This is a genomic window from Motilibacter rhizosphaerae (assembly GCF_004216915.1).
Lineage (GTDB): Bacteria > Actinomycetota > Actinomycetes > Motilibacterales > Motilibacteraceae > Motilibacter > Motilibacter rhizosphaerae.
Genome location: NZ_SGXD01000003.1, coordinates 137,936 through 156,276 on the forward strand (window position 1 = coordinate 137,936; position 18,341 = coordinate 156,276).

At 69.4% G+C, this 18,341-nt stretch carries 17 protein-coding genes; 4 read left to right on the forward strand and 13 right to left on the reverse strand.

The window, feature by feature from the left end:
* Positions 1–16: 16 nt before the first annotated feature.
* The 8 genes from EV189_RS11390 to EV189_RS11425 form a co-directional block, all read right to left on the reverse strand.
* On the reverse strand, positions 17–1,612 hold the full coding sequence (locus EV189_RS11390) for a DUF262 domain-containing protein (RefSeq protein ID WP_130493105.1): 1,596 nt from the start codon (positions 1,610–1,612) through the stop codon (positions 17–19).
* Positions 1,506–1,784: a DUF262 domain-containing protein gene (locus tag EV189_RS21145; protein WP_407938138.1), complete on the reverse strand. Its 279-nt coding sequence runs from the start codon at positions 1,782–1,784 to the stop codon at positions 1,506–1,508. The genes EV189_RS11390 and EV189_RS21145 overlap by 107 nt, the downstream gene beginning before the upstream one ends.
* Positions 1,785–1,886: 102 nt before the next feature.
* A complete protein-coding gene (locus tag EV189_RS11400; RefSeq protein WP_130493107.1) occupies positions 1,887–2,945 on the reverse strand; it encodes a DNA cytosine methyltransferase in 1,059 nt (352 codons plus the stop codon).
* Between the two features lie 15 nt (positions 2,946–2,960).
* Positions 2,961–3,782, reverse strand: a complete 822-nt coding sequence (locus EV189_RS11405; protein ID WP_130493108.1) for a type II restriction endonuclease — start codon at positions 3,780–3,782, stop codon at positions 2,961–2,963.
* Between the two features lie 30 nt (positions 3,783–3,812).
* Entirely contained in the window at positions 3,813–6,608 is a 2,796-nt protein-coding gene (locus EV189_RS11410) for a vitamin B12-dependent ribonucleotide reductase (protein WP_130493730.1), read from the reverse strand.
* A 204-nt stretch (positions 6,609–6,812) separates the two neighbouring features.
* Positions 6,813–7,289: a transcriptional regulator NrdR gene (gene nrdR, locus EV189_RS11415; protein ID WP_130493109.1), complete on the reverse strand. Its 477-nt coding sequence runs from the start codon at positions 7,287–7,289 to the stop codon at positions 6,813–6,815.
* Positions 7,290–7,617: 328 nt separating this feature from the next.
* Positions 7,618–8,223: a DUF7002 family protein gene (locus EV189_RS11420; RefSeq protein WP_130493110.1), complete on the reverse strand. Its 606-nt coding sequence runs from the start codon at positions 8,221–8,223 to the stop codon at positions 7,618–7,620.
* 26 nt (positions 8,224–8,249) lie between these two features.
* Positions 8,250–8,642, reverse strand: a complete 393-nt coding sequence (locus EV189_RS11425) for a LysM peptidoglycan-binding domain-containing protein (RefSeq protein ID WP_130493111.1) — start codon at positions 8,640–8,642, stop codon at positions 8,250–8,252.
* A 201-nt stretch (positions 8,643–8,843) separates the two neighbouring features.
* On the opposite strand from EV189_RS11425, the gene lexA reads away from it, so the two are divergent.
* The gene (lexA, locus tag EV189_RS11430) at positions 8,844–9,518 is read left to right on the forward strand and encodes a transcriptional repressor LexA (RefSeq protein WP_231116300.1); all 675 of its coding nucleotides are present in this window, start codon (positions 8,844–8,846) and stop codon (positions 9,516–9,518) included.
* An 80-nt stretch (positions 9,519–9,598) separates the two neighbouring features.
* On the opposite strand, the gene EV189_RS11435 is transcribed toward lexA, so the two are convergent.
* From EV189_RS11435 to EV189_RS11455, 5 genes are all read right to left on the reverse strand, one after another.
* On the reverse strand, positions 9,599–9,799 hold the full coding sequence (locus EV189_RS11435; RefSeq protein WP_130493113.1) for a cold-shock protein: 201 nt from the start codon (positions 9,797–9,799) through the stop codon (positions 9,599–9,601).
* Positions 9,800–10,017: 218 nt separating this feature from the next.
* Positions 10,018–10,809 (reverse strand): PKD domain-containing protein, encoded by a 792-nt coding sequence (locus EV189_RS11440; RefSeq protein WP_130493114.1) that lies wholly within the window; start codon positions 10,807–10,809, stop codon positions 10,018–10,020.
* An 80-nt stretch (positions 10,810–10,889) separates the two neighbouring features.
* A complete protein-coding gene (locus tag EV189_RS11445; RefSeq protein WP_130493115.1) occupies positions 10,890–11,402 on the reverse strand; it encodes a DUF6318 family protein in 513 nt (170 codons plus the stop codon).
* A 197-nt stretch (positions 11,403–11,599) separates the two neighbouring features.
* Complete coding sequence (ligD, locus tag EV189_RS11450) at positions 11,600–12,553, reverse strand: non-homologous end-joining DNA ligase (RefSeq protein WP_231116302.1); 954 nt, start codon at positions 12,551–12,553, stop codon at positions 11,600–11,602.
* Entirely contained in the window at positions 12,550–14,511 is a 1,962-nt protein-coding gene (locus EV189_RS11455; RefSeq protein ID WP_231116303.1) for an ATP-dependent DNA helicase, read from the reverse strand. The genes ligD and EV189_RS11455 overlap by 4 nt, the downstream gene beginning before the upstream one ends.
* Before the next feature lie 108 nt (positions 14,512–14,619).
* On the opposite strand from EV189_RS11455, the gene EV189_RS11460 reads away from it, so the two are divergent.
* Genes EV189_RS11460 through EV189_RS11470 form a run of 3 tightly spaced genes read left to right on the forward strand, consistent with a single transcriptional unit; the run spans position 14,620 to position 18,321 of the window.
* Positions 14,620–17,217, forward strand: coding sequence for a zinc metalloprotease (locus EV189_RS11460; RefSeq protein WP_130493117.1), 2,598 nt, complete (start codon positions 14,620–14,622; stop codon positions 17,215–17,217).
* A 55-nt stretch (positions 17,218–17,272) separates the two neighbouring features.
* Positions 17,273–17,827, forward strand: coding sequence for an RNA polymerase sigma factor (locus tag EV189_RS11465; protein WP_130493118.1), 555 nt, complete (start codon positions 17,273–17,275; stop codon positions 17,825–17,827).
* Positions 17,824–18,321, forward strand: a complete 498-nt coding sequence (locus tag EV189_RS11470; protein WP_130493119.1) for a hypothetical protein — start codon at positions 17,824–17,826, stop codon at positions 18,319–18,321. Before EV189_RS11465 ends, EV189_RS11470 begins: the two co-directional genes overlap by 4 nt.
* The last annotated feature ends 20 nt before the right edge of the window (positions 18,322–18,341 follow it).

Sequence of the window (18,341 nt, forward strand, 5' to 3'; positions counted from 1 at the left end):
CGCGAATTACTTCGTCTCAGATCTCGACGTCATCTGTGTCAACCTGGAGCGATAAGTCCGCAGCTTGCTCACGCGACGCGCCGAACTTGGCGCTGGCGGCCAACAGTTCTGCTCCGTTCAAGGGGGGAACGAAAGAGGCACAGGCCTTCTGTGCGAGACTGGACGACCGTTCATCTATGCGATGGCGGGTCCAGGTACTCCCCGCGCTGATGTCCGAGTTCAATCTCAACCAATCATCCTGAAGCTTCTCGCGCTTCACAGCGAAGGGCAGATTGCTGAGTTCGCTGTTGATAGGCGTCAAGGTGAGATTGCCTAGCACGTGCAGCAGACCCTGATGCAGCTGTAGAGGGTTGTCCACACCCCACTCACGAAGATCCTCCACCCACCGCTCACTGAGGTTCTGCGGCAGGACGTGCTCAACTGAATACTTAGCTCGATTGAGAGGAGGTGGCGCGTGCTTCACATTGTCGAACAACTGGCGATTGATGCGATCAAGAAGCACGAAGACCCACGCGGCGCGACTTTCGGTATAGACCGGCGTCGAGCGGACTCGCGCCTTCACCAGTTCGTCACTTGGCCAGGTACGCACCTCCTCACCGATGGAAAGGAGGTAGTGCAAGTGCTCCACAATCGAGGTGCCGTTCGATTCATCGCTCCGCCCCGAGTGAAGCTTTCGCGTGACTGCAACAAAGATCGACTTGTGCAGGTTCGGCTCAAAGCCAGCGAGTTGTCGCCGCGCCACGAAAGAAAGAATGATCTCGAGAGCCTCGTGAAGGTCACTCATCGACAACCAGTTGGCGGCGTAGCCGCGGAGCAGCCAGAGGATAAGTCCCTCGGCGGGCAGCGGACCCCAATTGCGCAGGTCTGAAAGACTCCGCTTGCAGGCTTCATTCAAGCTACTGTCATCCGGCCGCCTGATCCAGTCGAAAAGGCGCACTGTGGAGACAAGGTCTTCGCCATACCGCAGGATCTCGCTCGGAGACCCTTCGTTTGGGAGCAGGTCCTTATGAAAGTAATTGAAAAGAGAGTCCTTGCCTCCAGAGTGCCCCTGGCTGATAGTCCACGCGACGAGGTACTCCTCGAGTTCCCGATCGGTATGGTCCCGCTCGAGAAGCCGCCAATGGCTAGCGTAGAACTCATTCCCGAGTTCACCGAGCAGCAGAAAGAAGTAGTTCCTCACCAGATCAGACTGCTTGAGCTTCTTGCCGCCAGCATTTAGGGTCTGGAAGACGCGGTGTGCATTGTCGCCGTCCTGCAGTGTCACCCAAACCGCGGAGAGCTTGACCAGCACCACGGAAAGAAGTGCGAGGATCTCCTCCTTACTTCGCGAGCCGAGGCGCTCCCTGAAGAAGAGGTAGGCCGACTCGACAAGGCTACTCTCCCCGCCACCCCAGGTGCCCTCAACAATCGGTCTGAGTAGCGCCGCATCCTTTTCCTGCAAGACCAGGCGCTCACGATGACCAGCTTGGAGATTCGTATTCAGAAGCAGTTGTGCTGTGTAGGGATCACGCCAGGACTCCTCGCCGCTTGGCGGATCCAGCTGTCCCAATCGATCTCGAATAGCGCAGATCAGGATCGTGAGCGTCGTTACTCTCTGCTGGCCCGTCGACAACGAGAAACCGGCGCGCTTCGCTTGGAAGCCCGGACCACGGAAGCGCCTTCAAGACGATGCTGCCCAAAAAGTGACTGGGCAGTCCCTCTGCCTGGACACGCTCCAAGTCGGACCACAGTTCCAGCAGCTGAGTCCGCTCCCAGCTGTAGTGCCGCTGCCAGAGCGGAATCATGAGCTGCTGATCGCTGCTGAAGAGCCTACCCGCTTCGATCTCTTCAGCCTTCAACGCGTTCTCCTAGTCTCGGATAGCTCTGACGGAGGCAGTTGATTGACCCTACAAGACCTGCAGGACGGACTCAACCACCCTCTGAGCGAGCAACGGAGGGACAGAGTTTCCGAGCTGAGCCTGCACACTGCTGCGAGACCCCACGAACTCGAACTCGTCTGGGAACGTGAATAGCCTCTTCACCTCCGGGACCCGTAGTCGACGGCTGTCCCAGTGGAAGGGGCCAACGTTCGGTCCAGGCTGTGCTTGAATGGTTGGAGAAGGCTTGTCGGGGTGCAGCTTCAGCAGGAAGGACCAGTACCTACTCCGCCACTCGAACTTCGGAGCAGGGTAACCTCGTTGAGCAGTAAAGTATAGGTAATTGTCGCCTGGCGGAATTTCCTCCAGGAGGTGCCCATACTGTCCGCGCAACACCTCCTCCGGCTCAGGATCTGCAATTACACCTTCAAGCGCCATGCCCGTGGTCACATGGGGCTTACCGGATTTCCCCGACTGCCGCCGCTCCCATGAACCACCGTGCGTTGGCTCTGGGAAGTCGGGAAGACGGTGGCCTTCTGGGACACCGATGACGAACAATCTGGGTCTTGCCTGCGGTACACCGAAATCCGCTGCGTTCAGCACGCGGGCGTGGAAATCGTAACCAGCTTCAGCAATCTCGCGCTGAAGCCGCTCATAGGCAGGCCGCGACGCACGATTGTTGTAGGTGAGAGCGTAGACGTTCTCGAGCACGAAGGCCCGCGGCCGCGACTCCGCGAGTACGCGGGTGTACGCCTGCAAGAGGGAGGCCCCCGGATCGAGACCGGCGCGCTTCCACTCCAGCCAAAAGCCACTCTTAGAGAACGGCGTGCAGGGGGGTCCACCAATAAGTAGATCAAGACCACCAACCGCGTCGACCTCCGCTGCCCCTAGCAGCTCTTCGGTCGACGTTTGCAAAATGTCCCGTTGAATCACCCCGCCGCGGAGATGCGTGAAGTTCTTCTCCATTGTGGCCACCGCGTCCGGATTGTGCTCGACGGCGGCCGCAACCTGTGCGCCAGCGTTTTCAGCTCCGAGGTCAAGTCCACCAGCACCAGAGAAAAGCGAGACGGCTACTGGTGCCGTGGTCATGAGGGACTCCATCGCTCAGAATAGGGGTTCGGTTGGCGGCGGGGTATCAGGCGATGAACTCCGCTCGGCGATGATTTTGTCGAGTTGATGTTGGACGGCCGGTCCGATCTTAAACTTGTACGCTTTCCAGAAGCGATAGAATTCTGCTTCTGACGAGAACTCTCCGGTACCGCTCCGCAGGTCCTCGAGACCCATCACGGCTCCGATGTACTCCCTGGTCGTCGAAGAGCGTTGTTTGCTCGCAATCCGCCAAGGGGGTTGGACGATTATCTCCAAATCGCGAACTCTACCCGGAGAGGTGTCATCAAGGGTATAGATACCAACAACGTCGAGATGGCTAGCGTATTCCCTAAATGCCCGGAAGGTTCCGGGCCATTGGACGTCGGGGTACCTGAAGTACGTGTTTCCCGTGTACAACGTGATTCTGCTTTGTGTCTGTGTGCTCGCCTTCCGCTTCAGAACTTTCCGCTGCGCAATCTTGACGTCGACGGCGTGGAAGCCGCCACCGAACGCGGAGCCAAAGATCTCCAAATCTGGATAGCCTCGTTCGGTTCCTCGCCGGGCCCCGGCGCCAGCGACCCGCACCACGCGATCGAGTAGGAAATCAACAATGCTCACTTCAAGAACGTTTGCCAATGCCGCCGGCTCCTTGGGCAGCGGCATCAACTGCCCCCTGTCCGCGAGCTGAGAGGCGAGGTCGGCCGCGTCAATTGCGATGAGTGGCCATGCCAGATCCACCGTGTTGGAGGAGCGCAGGACACCTGTCAGCTGGTAGCTGTAACTTCCGCAGGTGGCACGCAACCACCCACAAAGGTCGGTAGCGTCGACTTGGCTCATGTAGTGACCTGTCGTCTCAAGCAGGCTCGATCAGCTGCAGCCGCTGGTGCTCCCGCACCCCTCGCACACGTAGCACGATCCAGCCGGCCTCATCTTCGTCCCGCAGCTCATGCACAGCGGCGCGTCAGCGGTGAGCCCGTACTGCTGCTGCATGAGCTCGGCCGACGAGTGCACTGTCACGGGAGCCGGAGCCGCCGCCTTCGGAGCGGGCGCAGCGGGAGCCTGAGCCACGGGAGCCGACTGCGCGTACGTCTCCAGCTCGTCCTCGAGGTCACCGGAGGTGTCGGCGACCTCCTCGTACGACCCGGTCTCGAGCTGACGCGATCGCTCCGTGGCCGTGTAGATGCCAAGCTCGGAGCGCGTCTCGAAGTCGAGGTAGTCGAGCGCGAGGCGACGGAAGATGTAATCCATGATCGACTGCGCCATGCGCACGTCGGGGTCGTCGGTGAGGCCTGCCGGCTCGAAGCGCAGGTTGGTGAACTTCTCGACGTAGGTCTCGAGCGGCACGCCGTACTGCAGGCCGATCGACACCGCGATCGAGAAGGCGTCCATCACGCCGGCGAGGGTCGAGCCCTGCTTGCCAAGCTTGAGGAAGACCTCGCCGAGGCCGTCGTCGGGGTAGGACCCGGCCGTCATGTAGCCCTCGGCGCCGCCGACGCGGAACGAGGTCGTCAGCGACGGGCGCGACTTCGGCAGGCGCTTGCGGGTCGGGCGATACTCCACGACCGGAGCCGGCGCGGCGACCTCGGCAGCGGCCGGAGCCGCGTCCTTCTTCGCCTTGCCGTCCGAGAGCGGCTGGCCGACCTTGCAGTTGTCCCTGTAGATGGCGAGAGCCTTCAGGCCGTACTTCCAGCCCTGGAAGTAGACGTCCTCGATCTCCTCGACGGTCGCCGTCTCCGGCATGTTGACCGTCTTCGAGATCGCGCCGGAGAGGAACGGCTGCACCGCGGCCATCATGCGCACGTGGCCCATGGGCGCGATCGCGCGCTCGCCGATGGCGCAGTCGAAGACCTCGTAGTGCTCGCGCTTGAGGCCGGGGGCGTCGACGACGTGGCCGTGCTCGGCGATGTACTCGACGATCGCCTCGATGGTCTCCTGCGTGTAGCCCATCTTGCGCAGCGCGCGCGGCACCGTCTGGTTGACGATCTGCATCGAGCCGCCGCCGACGAGCTTCTTGAACTTCACCAGCGAGAAGTCGGGCTCGATGCCGGTGGTGTCGCAGTCCATCATGAAGCCGATGGTGCCGGTGGGCGCGAGGACCGAGGCCTGCGCGTTGCGCCAGCCGTTCTTCTCGCCGATCGCGAGCGACTCCTGCCACACCTGCGTCGCGAGCGCGTGCACCGCGCCGTCCGTCGCGTCGAGCGTACGGATCAGGTCGTTGGCCGCCGCGTGCTTGCGCATGACGCGCTTGTGGGCGGCCTCGTTGCGGGCGTAGCCCTCGTACGCGCCGACGACGCCGGCGAGCTCGGCCGAGCGCTTGTAGGCGGTGCCGGTCATCAGCGAGGTGATGGTCGCGGCGAGCGCCTGGCCCCCGGGGGAGTCGTAGCCGTGGCCGGTCGCCATGAGCAGCGAGCCGAGGTTGGCGTAGCCGATGCCGAGCTGGCGGTACTTGCGGGTCGTGTCGCCGATGGGCTCGGTCGGGAAGTCCGCGAAGCAGATGGAGATGTCCATCGCCGTGATGACGACCTCGACGGCCTTCTTGAAGGTCTCGGCGTCGAAGGTGTCGTCGTCGCGCAGGAACTTCATGAGGTTGAGCGAGGCGAGGTTGCACGACGAGTTGTCGAGCGACATGTACTCCGAGCACGGGTTGGACGCGGTGATGCGGCCGGTTTCGGGGTTGGTGTGCCAGGCGTTGATGGTGTCGTCGTACTGGATGCCGGGGTCGGCGCACTCCCACGCCGCCTGCGCGATCTCGCGCCACAGCTGCCGCGCGTCGACCGTCTCGATGACGCTGCCGTCGGTGCGCGAGCGCAGCCCGAACTCCGTGCCGGCCTCGACCGCGCGCATGAACTCGTCGGTGACCCGGACCGAGTTGTTGGCGTTCTGGTACTGCACCGAGGTGATGTCCGCGCCGCCGAGGTCCATGTCGAACCCGGCGTCGCGCAGCGCGCGGATCTTGTCCTCCTCGCGCGCCTTGGTCTGCACGAACTCGCGGATGTCGGGGTGGTCGACGTCGAGGACGACCATCTTCGCCGCGCGGCGGGTCGCGCCACCGGACTTGATCGTGCCCGCGGAGGCGTCCGCACCGCGCATGAAGGAGACCGGCCCGCTCGCGGTACCGCCGGAGGACAGCAGCTCCTTGCTCGAGCGGATGCGGGAGAGGTTGAGGCCCGCGCCGGAGCCGCCCTTGAAGATCAGCCCCTCCTCGCGGTACCAGTTGAGGATCGAGTCCATCGAGTCGTCGACGGAGAGGATGAAGCAGGCGCTGACCTGCTGCGGCGAGCTCGTGCCGACGTTGAACCACACCGGGCTGTTGAACGAGAAGACCTGGTGCAGCAGCATCCACGTCAGCTCGTGCTCGAAGACCTCCGCGTCCTCGTCGGTCGCGAAGTAGCCGAAGTCCTTGCCGGCCTTGGTGTAGGTCAGCACGACGCGGTCGAGCAGCTGCTTGAGGCTCCACTCGCGCACGTCGGTGCCGAGCGCGCCGCGGAAGTACTTCGTCGTGACGATCGTCGAGGCGTTGATCGACCAGGAGTCAGGGAACTCGACGCCCTTCTGCTCGAAGATCGTCTCGCCGGTCTTCCAGTTGGTCTGGACGACGTCGCGCCGCTCCCAGGTCACCTCGTCGTACGGGTGCACGCCCGGAGTCGTGTAGATGCGCTCCATCGCCACACCCGCTCCCCCACGGCGCTGGCGCTTGATCGTCGGCTTGCTGCTGACGATCTCGGGCTTGCGCTCGCTCGACGTCTCGGTCACGACGGTCCTCCTGGACGTGTCAACAACGACGGGAGCGCTGGCACTCCCGATGGGGCTGGTTGCTTGTGGGCGCCGGAGCGCCGGGTCCTGCGGCTGTGCGGTGGAGCTGGTGGATCAGGTGGCGGCGGGCTCGAGGCCGAGGGCCTCGCGCTCCGCCCGGAGCAGCGCGATGGCTGCCTCGAAGTCCTCGAGCGACTCGAACGCGCGGTAGACGCTGGCGAACCTGAGGTACGCGACCTCGTCGAGCTCGCGCAGCGGCTCCAGGACGGCCAGGCCGACCTCGTGCGCGTCGATCTCGGCGCAGCCGGAGGCCCGGATGGTCTCCTCGACCCGCTGGGCGAGCAGGGCCAGGTCGTCCTCGGTGACCGGGCGGCCCTGGCAGGCCTTCCGGACCCCGGCGAGCACCTTGGGCCGGCTGAACGGCTCGGTGACGCCGGAGCGCTTGACCACGGCGATGCTCGCGCTCTCCATGGTCGTGAAGCGGCGGCCGCACTCCGGGCACTGCCGACGCCGGCGCACGCCGGTGCCGTCGTCGAGGGTGCGACTGTCGATGACGCGGGAGTCGGGGTGGCGGCAGAACGGGCAGTGCATCTGACGCCTCCTCGAGGGTGGTTCCGGATGGTCCTCCGCGGTCCCTGTGCACCAGGTTGGGGACAACCTGCGGACATCCTGGGGACCAGATGTGGAGAACTACACGGCTGTAAGTACTAGATGTAGGGGACCCTACGCCCGTCGTCCCTACGGCTGTCAAGGCGGGCGCGGCACCCAGCGGCGTGTCGCGGAGAGCCTCCGCATCGCTGCAGGTAGAGGCCCTGATCACGCGCAGTGAGAGACGCCCACCGGCCCCTCCGGACAGCGAGGAGCCCGGTCCGCAGCAGCGGAACCGGGCTCCTGGGGACGGCTCCAGGGCCGTCGGCGGCTACTCCGCCGCGACCTGCTGCGGGAGGTGCTCCACGCTCAGCAGGTGGGCGTCGAGGTCGTAGACCTGCTCCTGGACCGCCACCTCGGCGACCCGGTCCTTCCGGAACCCGTTGACCGAGGAGAACGTTGCGCGTCCGCGCGGGACGGAGAAGCGCGTGGCGCCGGTGTTGATGGAGGTGAGGCGCAGGGTCGAGCGGTACTCGTTGAGCAGGCTCGAGGTCCGGAGCCGCAGGAGGGTGACGTCAGCCTGCTCCGAGTACTTCTCGGCCAGCTGACGCGCGCCCTCCTCGGTCGGGTAGAGGAAGACGAAGCTGTTGAGCAGCCGGAACCAGTCCTCGACCGTCATCCCGTCGCGCAGGTCCGACTGCAGCCGGCTCTCCTGGATCGGGGCCTGGTCGCGGAGCACGGCCACCCCGTGCACGGGGTGCTCCAGGCGCACGATCTCGGGCCGGCGCTGGGCGAGCAGCTGGTCAGCCTGGTCGGCCGGCACCTGCCAGCGCTTCACGATCGCGGCGGCGCTGAGGAGGCCGTGCTCCTGGATGCTGGGCCACGACTCCGTGAAGGCGACGTGCCACAGGACGGGGTGACGAGCGAGAGGGTCCACACCCCACCATCCCACTCCCGGGCCGGTTAGCGCGAAGCGGGGACCGCCAGCAGCTGACCGGGCGCCAGTGCGGAGTCGTGGAGGCCGTTGAGCCGGACCAGCGTCGCGACCGCGTCACGGGTGTCCCGGCCGGGCTCCGCGCGCTCGGCGATCGACCAGAGGGTGTCGCCCGGCTGCACCGCGACCCACTGCGTGGCGGGGCCGCCGGAGGAGCTCGCTCCCACGGCCTGGGCGCCCACGGCGAGCCCGACGACGAGCACGGCCAGCGCGACGAGCAGGACCACGAGGCGGCCGCGGCGGGTCAGCCGGGTCGGTCGCGCAGCGGGGCCGGCGGGCGCGGCGGGACGCTGGCGGGCGCGCGGGTCGCGCGCGACCGGGGCGACGAGGACGAGGTGCCGCTCGGCGGTGATGGTGCTCATGTCCGACCTCCTGGGAGCCGTACGTACGTTCGATTCGAACGTACGTACGTTCTACCACCTGGCGCCGACAAGCAACACGCCGAGTCGAACAGATGTTTGAACAGGGGTGCCGACGGCGGTAGCGTCGATCACGTCCCAGCAGGTGCCGGGACGGCCCCGCGCCCGCGGGGCGGGTGGTCGGCAGAGGAAGCAGGAGGACCCGTGGGCGTGCGAGAGATCCCGGACGGACCGGCGGACGCGGACGGCCTGACGCCGCGCCAGCGCAAGGTCCTCGACGTGATCAAGCACAGCGTCGAGCGCCGCGGCTACCCGCCGAGCGTGCGCGAGATCGGCGAGGCCGTGGGCCTCACCAGCCCGAGCAGCGTCGCCCACCAGCTCAGCTCGCTGCAGAAGAAGGGCTTCCTGCGCCGCGACCCGAACCGCCCGCGGGCGATCGAGGTCGTCATGCCGGACCCCGCGGTCCCGGCGTACGACCCGACGGCCGAGGGCGACGACCGGCCGATGCCGAGCTACGTGCCGCTCGTGGGCCGCATCGCGGCCGGCGGCCCGATCCTCGCCGAGCAGGCGATCGAGGACGTGTTCCCGCTCCCCCGCCGGCTCGTCGGCGACGGGCAGCTCTTCCTGCTCGAGGTCCGCGGCGACTCGATGGTCGAAGCCGCGATCTGCGACGGCGACTGGGTCGTCGTGCGCCAGCAGCCGGTCGCCGACAAGGGCGACATCGTCGCGGCGATGATCGAGGGCGAGGCGACCGTCAAGACCTACACGCGCAAGGACGGGCACGTGTGGCTGCTACCGCACAACAGCGCCTACGAGCCGATCCCCGGCGACGACGCGACGGTCCTCGGCCGGGTTGTGGCCGTGCTGCGCAAGGTCTGAGCGCGCGAGCGTTCACACGATGGTGCACGAAGCCCCGCTGACCAAGAGGTCAGCGGGGCTGCGCGCGAGACGAAGACGTCCTACAGGACGTGGACGTTGACCGCCTGCGGACCCTTCTGGCCCTGCTCGACGTCGAACTCCACACGCTGACCCTCGGCGAGGGTCTTGAAGCCCGTGCCCTGGATAGCGCGGAAGTGGACGAACAGGTCGGGACCACCCTCCTGCTCGATGAACCCGTAACCCTTGTCGTCACGGAACCACTTGACAGTGCCCTGAGCCATAACCTCGGCCTTCCTGGCTCTGGTCGCCACGGGGGTCTCACCTCTGCTGAGACCAACGTGCCCGCGTGATGTTCCCTTGCGAGCAGCCTCACAGCAGACACGCACGAACCTTGCGACCAATGGCGACGGTAGCAGGGCACCAAGCGTTTGGGTAGTGCTTCCGTGCGCATTGTCCACCTACGCTCTACCCCCTGTTGCCGACCGTTCAGTAGGTAGTGCTACACGGGGTCTTCGATGAGCTGACTGTGCGCCGCGGCGACGGGCACATCGGCGACGAGTCCCTCGCCGTCGATGCGGTCGGGCACCTGCTCCCACGTGGACTCGCCCGCGTGCCGGTACTCCGCCTGCCAGCGCACCGTCACGTGCACGTGCTCGGTCTCGCCGGCGGTGCGGTACGCGTGGGTGACGTCCTGGTCGGGGTACGGCGCACCCGGGCTCGTGCTCGTCCTGACCGCACCGTCCCCGAAGTCCCAGGTGTACGTGCTCGCGGACGCCCGCACGTCGATCGCCTCACCCGCGACGACGACGTCGCTCCACGACTGCGACTCGACGCGGGTCCAGAAGATGGTCTCCAGCCCCATCACGGTGCGGTCGTCCGGCTGCACGTGGACCACGGCCCGCGGGAACGGCAGGTGCTTCACCGCCTCCGCGATCTCGGCGGGCGTCGCCCGGGGCGGCGGGTCCGGCTCGGTGAGGCTGCGGCAGTCGACGGCGTCGGTACGCGTCCACCCGCCCACGCCGTCGGTGACCGAGTGCGGCCGCTCCCAGCGCCACATGCGCAGGTCGGGCGGCGGGCAGTCCGCGTGGGCGCCAGGGCAGTCGACGTTGATGTTGTTGCCCGGGGTGTTCTCGGGGCAGGCGACGACCCAGGCGTGCTCCGTCCAGTCGGAGACGGGGCCGGGGGCGTGGTGGCCAGGGAGGGACGGGTCAGGCGTGTCGCCCGGGGTGCCCGTGCCGCCCTTGACGTCAGCGCCACCGCCCGGGCCGCAGACACTGCCGCACTCCGACACGTCAGCAAGTGCCTCAGTGGCCGCCGGAAGTGAGGCCACAAGGGCGCCAAGCACCAATACTGCTGACCAGCGCCGGCGACTCACGCGCCAGCGACCCATCGCCCCGACTGTTCCTGAAGCTTCCAACTGTGGCCGTGCAGTCGAAACAGGTACGTTAGGTGTCCAGGTCCCGGGTCCTCGATCGTCTTGCGAAGGCCGCTCTTGTCCTCGCCAATCAAGGCTGTACGGCCGGCGAACCACACGCGCACGTAGCGGCCCGTATTGCCGTCAATCCCGAGCGCGGTGACCCGACTGACATCCCAGTCTGTCTGTACATATCGGCCACCCGCGCCGTAGCGCTTCTTCACGGAATCGATGTATCTCGCGCAGACAGTGCACTTCGAGTCGCTGAGGCCGCGCAGCAGAGTCACGTCACCCGAGGAGTAGGCGTGTTCGAGCTCAGCCATGTACTGCCGCGCGAACGCCTCCGCCGACTCAGGCGTGTTCGCGCCGATGGCCGTCCGTACCGCATGCTCCGATGGGGACGCGGAAGGTGACGCACTCGCCGACGCAGAAGCCGACACCGACGCAGCCGCGCTCGCCACCGCCGTCACCGAGCCGACAGGAACAGGAGCCGCGGCCGGCGCACCCCCGCCCGAGCACGCCGCCAGCGACCCGACGACGACAGCCGCGAGTCCTGCCGCAGCACTCCGTACTCCACGCATGGAGCGAGAACATAGCCAGACCAGCAAGATCAAACGGGACTATCCACAACCCGATGACCCGGACGACCGAACCCGGCCACGCGCCGTCACTCCTTGACGACGTCGCCCGGACTCTTGTCCGGCCGCCAGCCGCGCCAGGACGGGTGCCGCAGCCGGCCATCCGGGGTCCAGTTGCCGTACGCGACCTCGCCGACGAGCTCGGGCCGCACCCAGTGCGCGCCGCGCCGCTGCAGCGACGGCACCTCGTCCACGAACGGCGACGCCGCGACCTCGAGAGGCCGCAGCAAAGCCAAAGCGGAATCAAGAGCCGCCGACGAGAACCCCGTGCCGACGTTACCGACGTACCGCAGCCCACCGCCGGCCACCGGCAGCCCGCAGAGCAGCGAGCCGATCGCGCCCGATCGCCGCCCCTCCCCCGGCTTCCACCCGCCGATGACGACCTCCTGGGTCGCGAAGTGCTTGATCTTCAGCCAGTCCGCGGACCGCCGCCCCGGCTCGTAGACCGACGTCAGGCGCTTCGCCAGCACGCCCTCCAGCCGCTGAGCCCGCGACAGCTCCAGCGCCGCAGCCCCGCCTCCACCCGAGAACGCCGGCGGCACGTCCCACGACGGCCCCGACAACCCGAGCGACTCGAGCTCGGCCCGCCGCGAGGAGTACGGGAGGTCCAGCAGCGACCGGCCGCCGATCGACAGCGCGTCGAACAGCAGCAGTGACACCGGGACCGAGGCCATCAGCTGCCGGACGGCAGACGCCCCGCGTACGTGCATCCGTTGCTGGAGGGCAGCGAACGAGATCGCGCCCGCAGCGTCGAACGCCACGATCTCCCCGTCCAGCACGAGCGAACGCCCCGCCAGCCCGCGGAGCTCCGGATAGGCGCCCGACACCTCGTTGCCGTTGCGCGACCACAGCTCGACGCCAGACGCAGACGTCACGACGATGGCGCGTACGCCGTCCCACTTCATCTCGTAGCCGAAGGCGGAGTCCTCATAAGCCGCAGGCAAAGAACCAGCGACAGCCAGCATCGGCGCGACGAAGCTCACGGCCGACCGCGTACGGGCCGGACCGGCGGCGCCGACTCGTCGATCCGCTGCAGCGCTGCGAGAACTGCCTCCCGCGACCGCGTCTTCCAGAACGGCGGCAGTGACTTCTGCAGGAACCCCGCATAGCCGGCAGAGGCCAGCCGCGGGTCGAGCACCGCCACCACCCCGCGGTCGTCGACCTGACGCAGCAGCCGGCCCGCCCCCTGCGCGAGCCGAAGCGCAGCAGCCGATGCGTAGATCGCGACGAACCCCGACGCACCAGCAGCATCTCGTCGCGCGGCGGCCAAAGGGTCGTCCGGCCGCGGGAACGGGATGCGGTCGATGACGACGAGCTGCAGCGCCGAACCGGGCACGTCGACGCCCTGCCACAGCGACATCGTCCCGAACAGGCACGTCGCCGCATCGGAGGCGAACTGCCGCACGAGTTCCGGCGTCCCCTCCTCGCCCTGCAGCAGGATCGGCAGGTCCAGCTCGCCGCGGACGTACTCCGCCGCCTGCTCCGCCGCCCGCATCGAGGAGAACAGCCCCAGCGTGCGGCCGCCGGCCGCGCGCACGAGCGACACCAACTCTTCCAGCGCAGCAGCGGAAACGCCCTCCCGCCCGGGCTGAGGCAGGTGCGACGCGATGTAGAGGATGCCCTGGCGGGCGGGGTCGAATGGCGTACCGACATCAAGGGATGTCCATGCCGGACCGTCCGAGCCACCGAGACCCAGATGCCCCGCGACGAGGTCGAACGACCCGCCCAGCTCGAGTGTCGCGGACGTCGCGACCACCGTCTTCTCCGCGAACAGCCGCTCCCTCAGCAGCCCCGCAACGGTCAGCGGCGCGATGTGCAGCGAGCGGGCCGGGCCGTTGGCGGAGATCCAGCAGACGTCGTACTGCGACCAGGCCAGCATCCGCGACGCCGTCTCGAACACCGCGTCCACCAGCGCCCGCGCCGCCCGGCGCGACACCTCGTCGCCGTCCTTGTCGCGCTGCAGCCCGGACTGGCACGCCCGCGCGGAGTCGCGGACCAGGACCAGCGCGTCGCCGAGCTGAGCAGGCAGGGAAGCCAAACGCCCGGGAGCCGCAGCCGCCAGCGCGTCGGACAGATCAGCAGCCGCCTCCGAGAGCCCGTCCACCCCGTCGTCGACGACCCGCGCGGCCCGCTGCGCCGCGCGCTCGACCATCGAGACCGTCAGCTCGTCGGTCGCGACGCCAGTGACGCGGTCGACCAGCTCGTGCGCCTCGTCGATGACGCAGACGTCGTGCTCGGGGAGCACCGAGAAGCTCTCCAGCGCGTCGATCGCCAGCAGCGCGTGGTTCGTCACGACGACGTCAGCCTCCGCCGCCCGCGCCCGGGCCAGCTCGGCGAAGCACTCCAGGCCGTACGCGCACTTCTGCGCCCCCACGCACTCGCGCGCCGACACCGAGACCTGCCGCCACGCGCGGTGCCCGACGCCCGGCAGCAACTCGTCGCGGTCGCCCGTGTCCGAGTCCGCCGCCCACTGCCGCGCCCGCGTGACCTCGCGGCCGAGCGGCGTCGACGGCGTAGAGAACAGTGCCGAGGGGTCGTCGTCCGGCACGACCCCCGCGATCTTCGCCTTGCACGCGTAGTTCGAGCGGCCCTTGAGGATCGCGAACGTCGGCTTGCGGCCCAGCAGCGGCTCGACCGCCTCGACCAGCCGCGGCAGGTCGCGGTCGACGATCTGCGCCTGCAGCGCCAGTGTCGCCGTCGCCACGACGACCGGCCCCTTGCCCTCCGCCGCGTGCAGCAGCGACGGCACGAGGTAGGCCAGCGACTTGCCGGTGCCCGTGCCCGCCTGGACGAGCAGGTGCTCCCCCGACGCCATCGACGCCGCGACCGCCTCGGCCATCTCGACCTGGCCCGGCCGCTCCGCTCCGCCGAGCGCGCCGACCGCCGCCGCGAGGGCCTCCCGGACCCCTGCGGCGGGTCGCGTCGTCGCCCGCTCTGCCACGACGTACGAGCCTAAGCGGTGCAGGGCTCGGATCCCGCGCCATCCACAGGCTGGGCCGTGCGGGTGAGCGGGCTGCATGTGCAGCCGCAACCAGCCGATGAGCCCCGCGTGAGACGCACCGCCCTGCTCGCGCTCGTCGCGGCTGTGACTGGCCTGGTCACCGCCGCTCCCGCCGACGCCGCGCCCGCGACGACCGTGCAGGGCCGGGTCACCGACGTCGACGTCGACTACGCCCCCGGCGCCACCGGCCCCGAGCACCGCCACGTCCTGCGCGTCGGCGCCAGCACCGTCGACCTCGCGAGCGCCGGGCTCGGCGACGTCCCCGGCGGCACCCACGTCGCGGTCTCCGTCGCCGGCGCGCGCAGCAGCACCGAGGCGCTCCAGGCCCTCGCGACCGGCGGGTCGAGCGCGACGGTCACCGACGCGTACACCTCCGCGATGACCGTGCCCGGCGTGCACAGCACGATCATCGTGCCGGTCAAGTGGGGCAGCGGGACCAACCCGCGCTCCGCGACGAGCTGGCGCACGGTCGTCGACAAGGCGTGGGGCTTCTGGTCGAGCGAGACCGGCGGCCTCGTCACCGAGGGCAGCGTCACCGTCAAGCGGACGGTCACCGTGACCGACCCCGGCGACTGCTCGACCGACCCGACCAGCCAGGCGCTCTCCCTCGCCCGCGTGAACCCGAGCACCACCTCCGCGCACGTCGTCGTGGTCTTCCCGACGATGCCCGGCGGCCTCGACTCCACCTGCGTCGACGGCTGGCTCGGGCTCGGCGAGGTCGGCGGCAACGTGCTCTGGCTCGCCGACAGCCTCACCGGAAGCCCGTCGGCGACGACCGGGTCGGAGACGTACGCCGCGAAGGTCCTCGGCCACGAGCTCGGCCACAACCTCGGGCTCGGGCACGCCAACGCCTACTCCTGCGGGACGCTGCCCCTCGCCGCCGCGGCGAGCTGCACCGAGCAGCCCTACCAGGACTACTCGCAGATCATGGGCTACGGCTTCGGCACGCTCGCCCCGCCGCAGGCGCAGCTGCTGGGCGCTCTGCCCTCCGCCGCCGTGACCGACGTGACCGGCCCGGGCACGTGGACGCTCGCCGGCGTCGACACGGGTACGGGCCTGCGCGCCCTGCGCCTCACGATCCCGCTCGACGGCGCGAACGCCTCGGTCTACCTCGACGCCGAGACCCCCACCTCCGTACGCAGTGAGCAGACCGCCGCGCCCGCGGGCTACCCGGGGTGGACCGGCCTCGTCGCCCGCGTCGTCGACGGCGACGAGACGCGGCTGCTCGACCTCACGCCGACGGGCCCGACCGGAGCCGCTGGTACGCCCGCGCTCGGCGCCGGCGGAAGCTGGGCCGTCCCCGGCACCAGCCTCACCGTGAACGTCACCTCCGCCGACGCGACGGGCGCGACCGTGCAGGTCACCTCCACGAGCGCGGCTCCCGCGTGGGCGGCGGCTCCGGTCCGTACGGACCGGACGACCGGCTGGGCCAACCCGACGCAGCCGGTGTCGCTGTCGTGGACGGCGCCGAGCGACGCGACCGGCCTCGTGCGCTACGAGGTCCTCGCCGACAGCACCGTGCTCGCCACCCTGCCGCCCGGCACGACCAGCGCGACCGTCACCCCGGGCGCGGCCCGCGACGGCAGCAGCGTCACGCTCGCCGTCCGCGCCTGGAACGCCGGCGGCCTCGCCACCGTCGCCACGCTGCCGCTGACGGCGGACAGCACGCCGCCGAGCGTGCCCCTGCTCGCCGTGCCCCCGCAGACCATCGGCCCCCTGCAGCTCTCCTGGCCCGCCGCGACCGACGCCGGCTCCGGGCTCGACCACTACCTGCTGCGGGTCGACGGCGGCGCCGCCCAGTCGCTCGCCGGCAGCGTCACGGGGACGATGCTCGACCTGCCCGTGGGCGCGCACACGGTGGCACTCGCGGCCGTCGACGCGGCGGGCAACACCTCGGCCGTGGCGACCGCGAGCTCGACCCGGGTGACCCCGCCGCCGCCCCCGGTCCCGGCGCCGGTCGTCGTGCCCGTGCCCGCGCCCGTGGCGGCCGCACCCGTCCCCGTTCCGACGCCGACCCCCGCGCCCGTCCCGCCGACCTTCACCGGCGCCGCCGTCACCCTGCGCCTGGGTCCGGTCAGCCCGCTGGCGATCCCGCTGTCCGTCAGCGGCAGCGTCGCCGCCGGGTCCTCCGCCCTCTGCTCCTACACGGCCCGCGCCGACGGCCGCGACCTGCTCACGGCTGCCAGCGTGCCGACCTCGGTGCCCGCTGCTGTCGCTCCGGGCAGGCGCAGCGTCGCGCAGACCGTCACCGACTGCAGCGGGCGCAGCGCGAACTCCTCCGCGCACCCGGTCGTCACGCTGACCGCGGAGAGCACCAGCGTGTGGACCGGGATCTGGCTGCCCGTCAGCCGGCGGACCGCGCTCGGCGGCCGGATGCTCGCGTCCGCGGCCCGCGGGAGCGCCCTCGCGTACACCTTCAACGGGACCTCGGTCGGCGTCGCCGGCCCGCGCGGCCCGGGCAACGCGCCGTTCGACGTCTACCTCGACGGCCGCAAGGTCGCCCGCGTCGACCCCTCGCGCGGCACCGGCACGGAGGTGCTCTGGGCCGCCGCCGTCCCCGCCGGCAAGCACGTCGTCAAGGTCGGCGTCGGCAAGGTCGGGCGCAACACCCTCGTGCGGGTGGACGGCTTCCTCACGGTGGCGTAGCACTGGGCTGGAACATCCACTGAAACAACAGCGGCCGCCGGAGGCATGTGCAGACGTGACCCCCACCGACGCCGAGCTGCTCCGCCGCTCCGGCTCCGACCCCACGGCGTACCGCGAGCTCTACGACCGGCACGCCGAGCGCGTCGCGGCCTTCCTCGAGCGGCGTACGCGCGACCGGGACGCCGCCCTCGACCTCACCGCCGAGACCTTCGCCCAGGCGTGGCTCTCCCGGCACCGCTTCGACGACCAGCACGCCGGCTCGTGCGGGCCGTGGCTGTTCGGCATCGCCCGCCACCTGCTGCTCCGGTCCGTACGCGAGCAGCGCCTCGCCTCCGACGCCGCGCGCCGCCTCCACCTCACCGTCGACCGGGCCACCGTCCCGCCCGCCGACGCGTGGGTCGAGGGCCTCGAGGAGGACCTCCACGCCGCGCTCGCCGAGCTGCCCGAGGGCCAGCGCCGCGCCGTGCAGCTGCGCGTGCTCGACGACCTGCCCTACGACCGGGTCGCCGACGACCTGGCCATCTCCCCCGGCGCGGCCCGCATCCGCGTCTCGCGCGGGCTCGCCGCCCTGCGCGTCTCCCTCTCCTCCACCGATCGGAGCACCCCGTGAACCCCGACCTCGTCCTGCTCGGCGACGAGCTGCAGACCGCCGTGTCCCGCAGCCTCACCACCCGCGGTGTCGTCACCCGTCGTTCCCGCCGACTGCGCTCCCGCGGCACCCTCGTCGCCGGCGTCGCCACCGCCGTGGTCGTCGCCGGAGCGGGGAGCGCCGCGGCGTACGCGCTGCTGGGGTCCGGCGACGTGGCCACCGGCCTGCCCGCGGCCAACGTGTGGTTCGCCGGCGTCCAGCCGGTGTGCACGTCGACCGGCGACAGCACGTTCCGCTGCACGGTCGAGGGCGGGCTGCGCAGCACCGCGGTCAGCGACTGGACCGGCACGATCGAGCCGTTCACCGGCAAGGACGAGCGGATCGCCGGCGGCTGCCGCAGCCAGGACGCCAAGGGCACGGTGTGGGTCTGCTACTCCGGGCAGAAGGCCGTCGACGAGCAGCTCATCGGCCAGGACTTCCTCGGCGAGTACGCGCCCGAGCCCGGCGTCGGCTGAGTCTTCCCGCGTCGTTCACC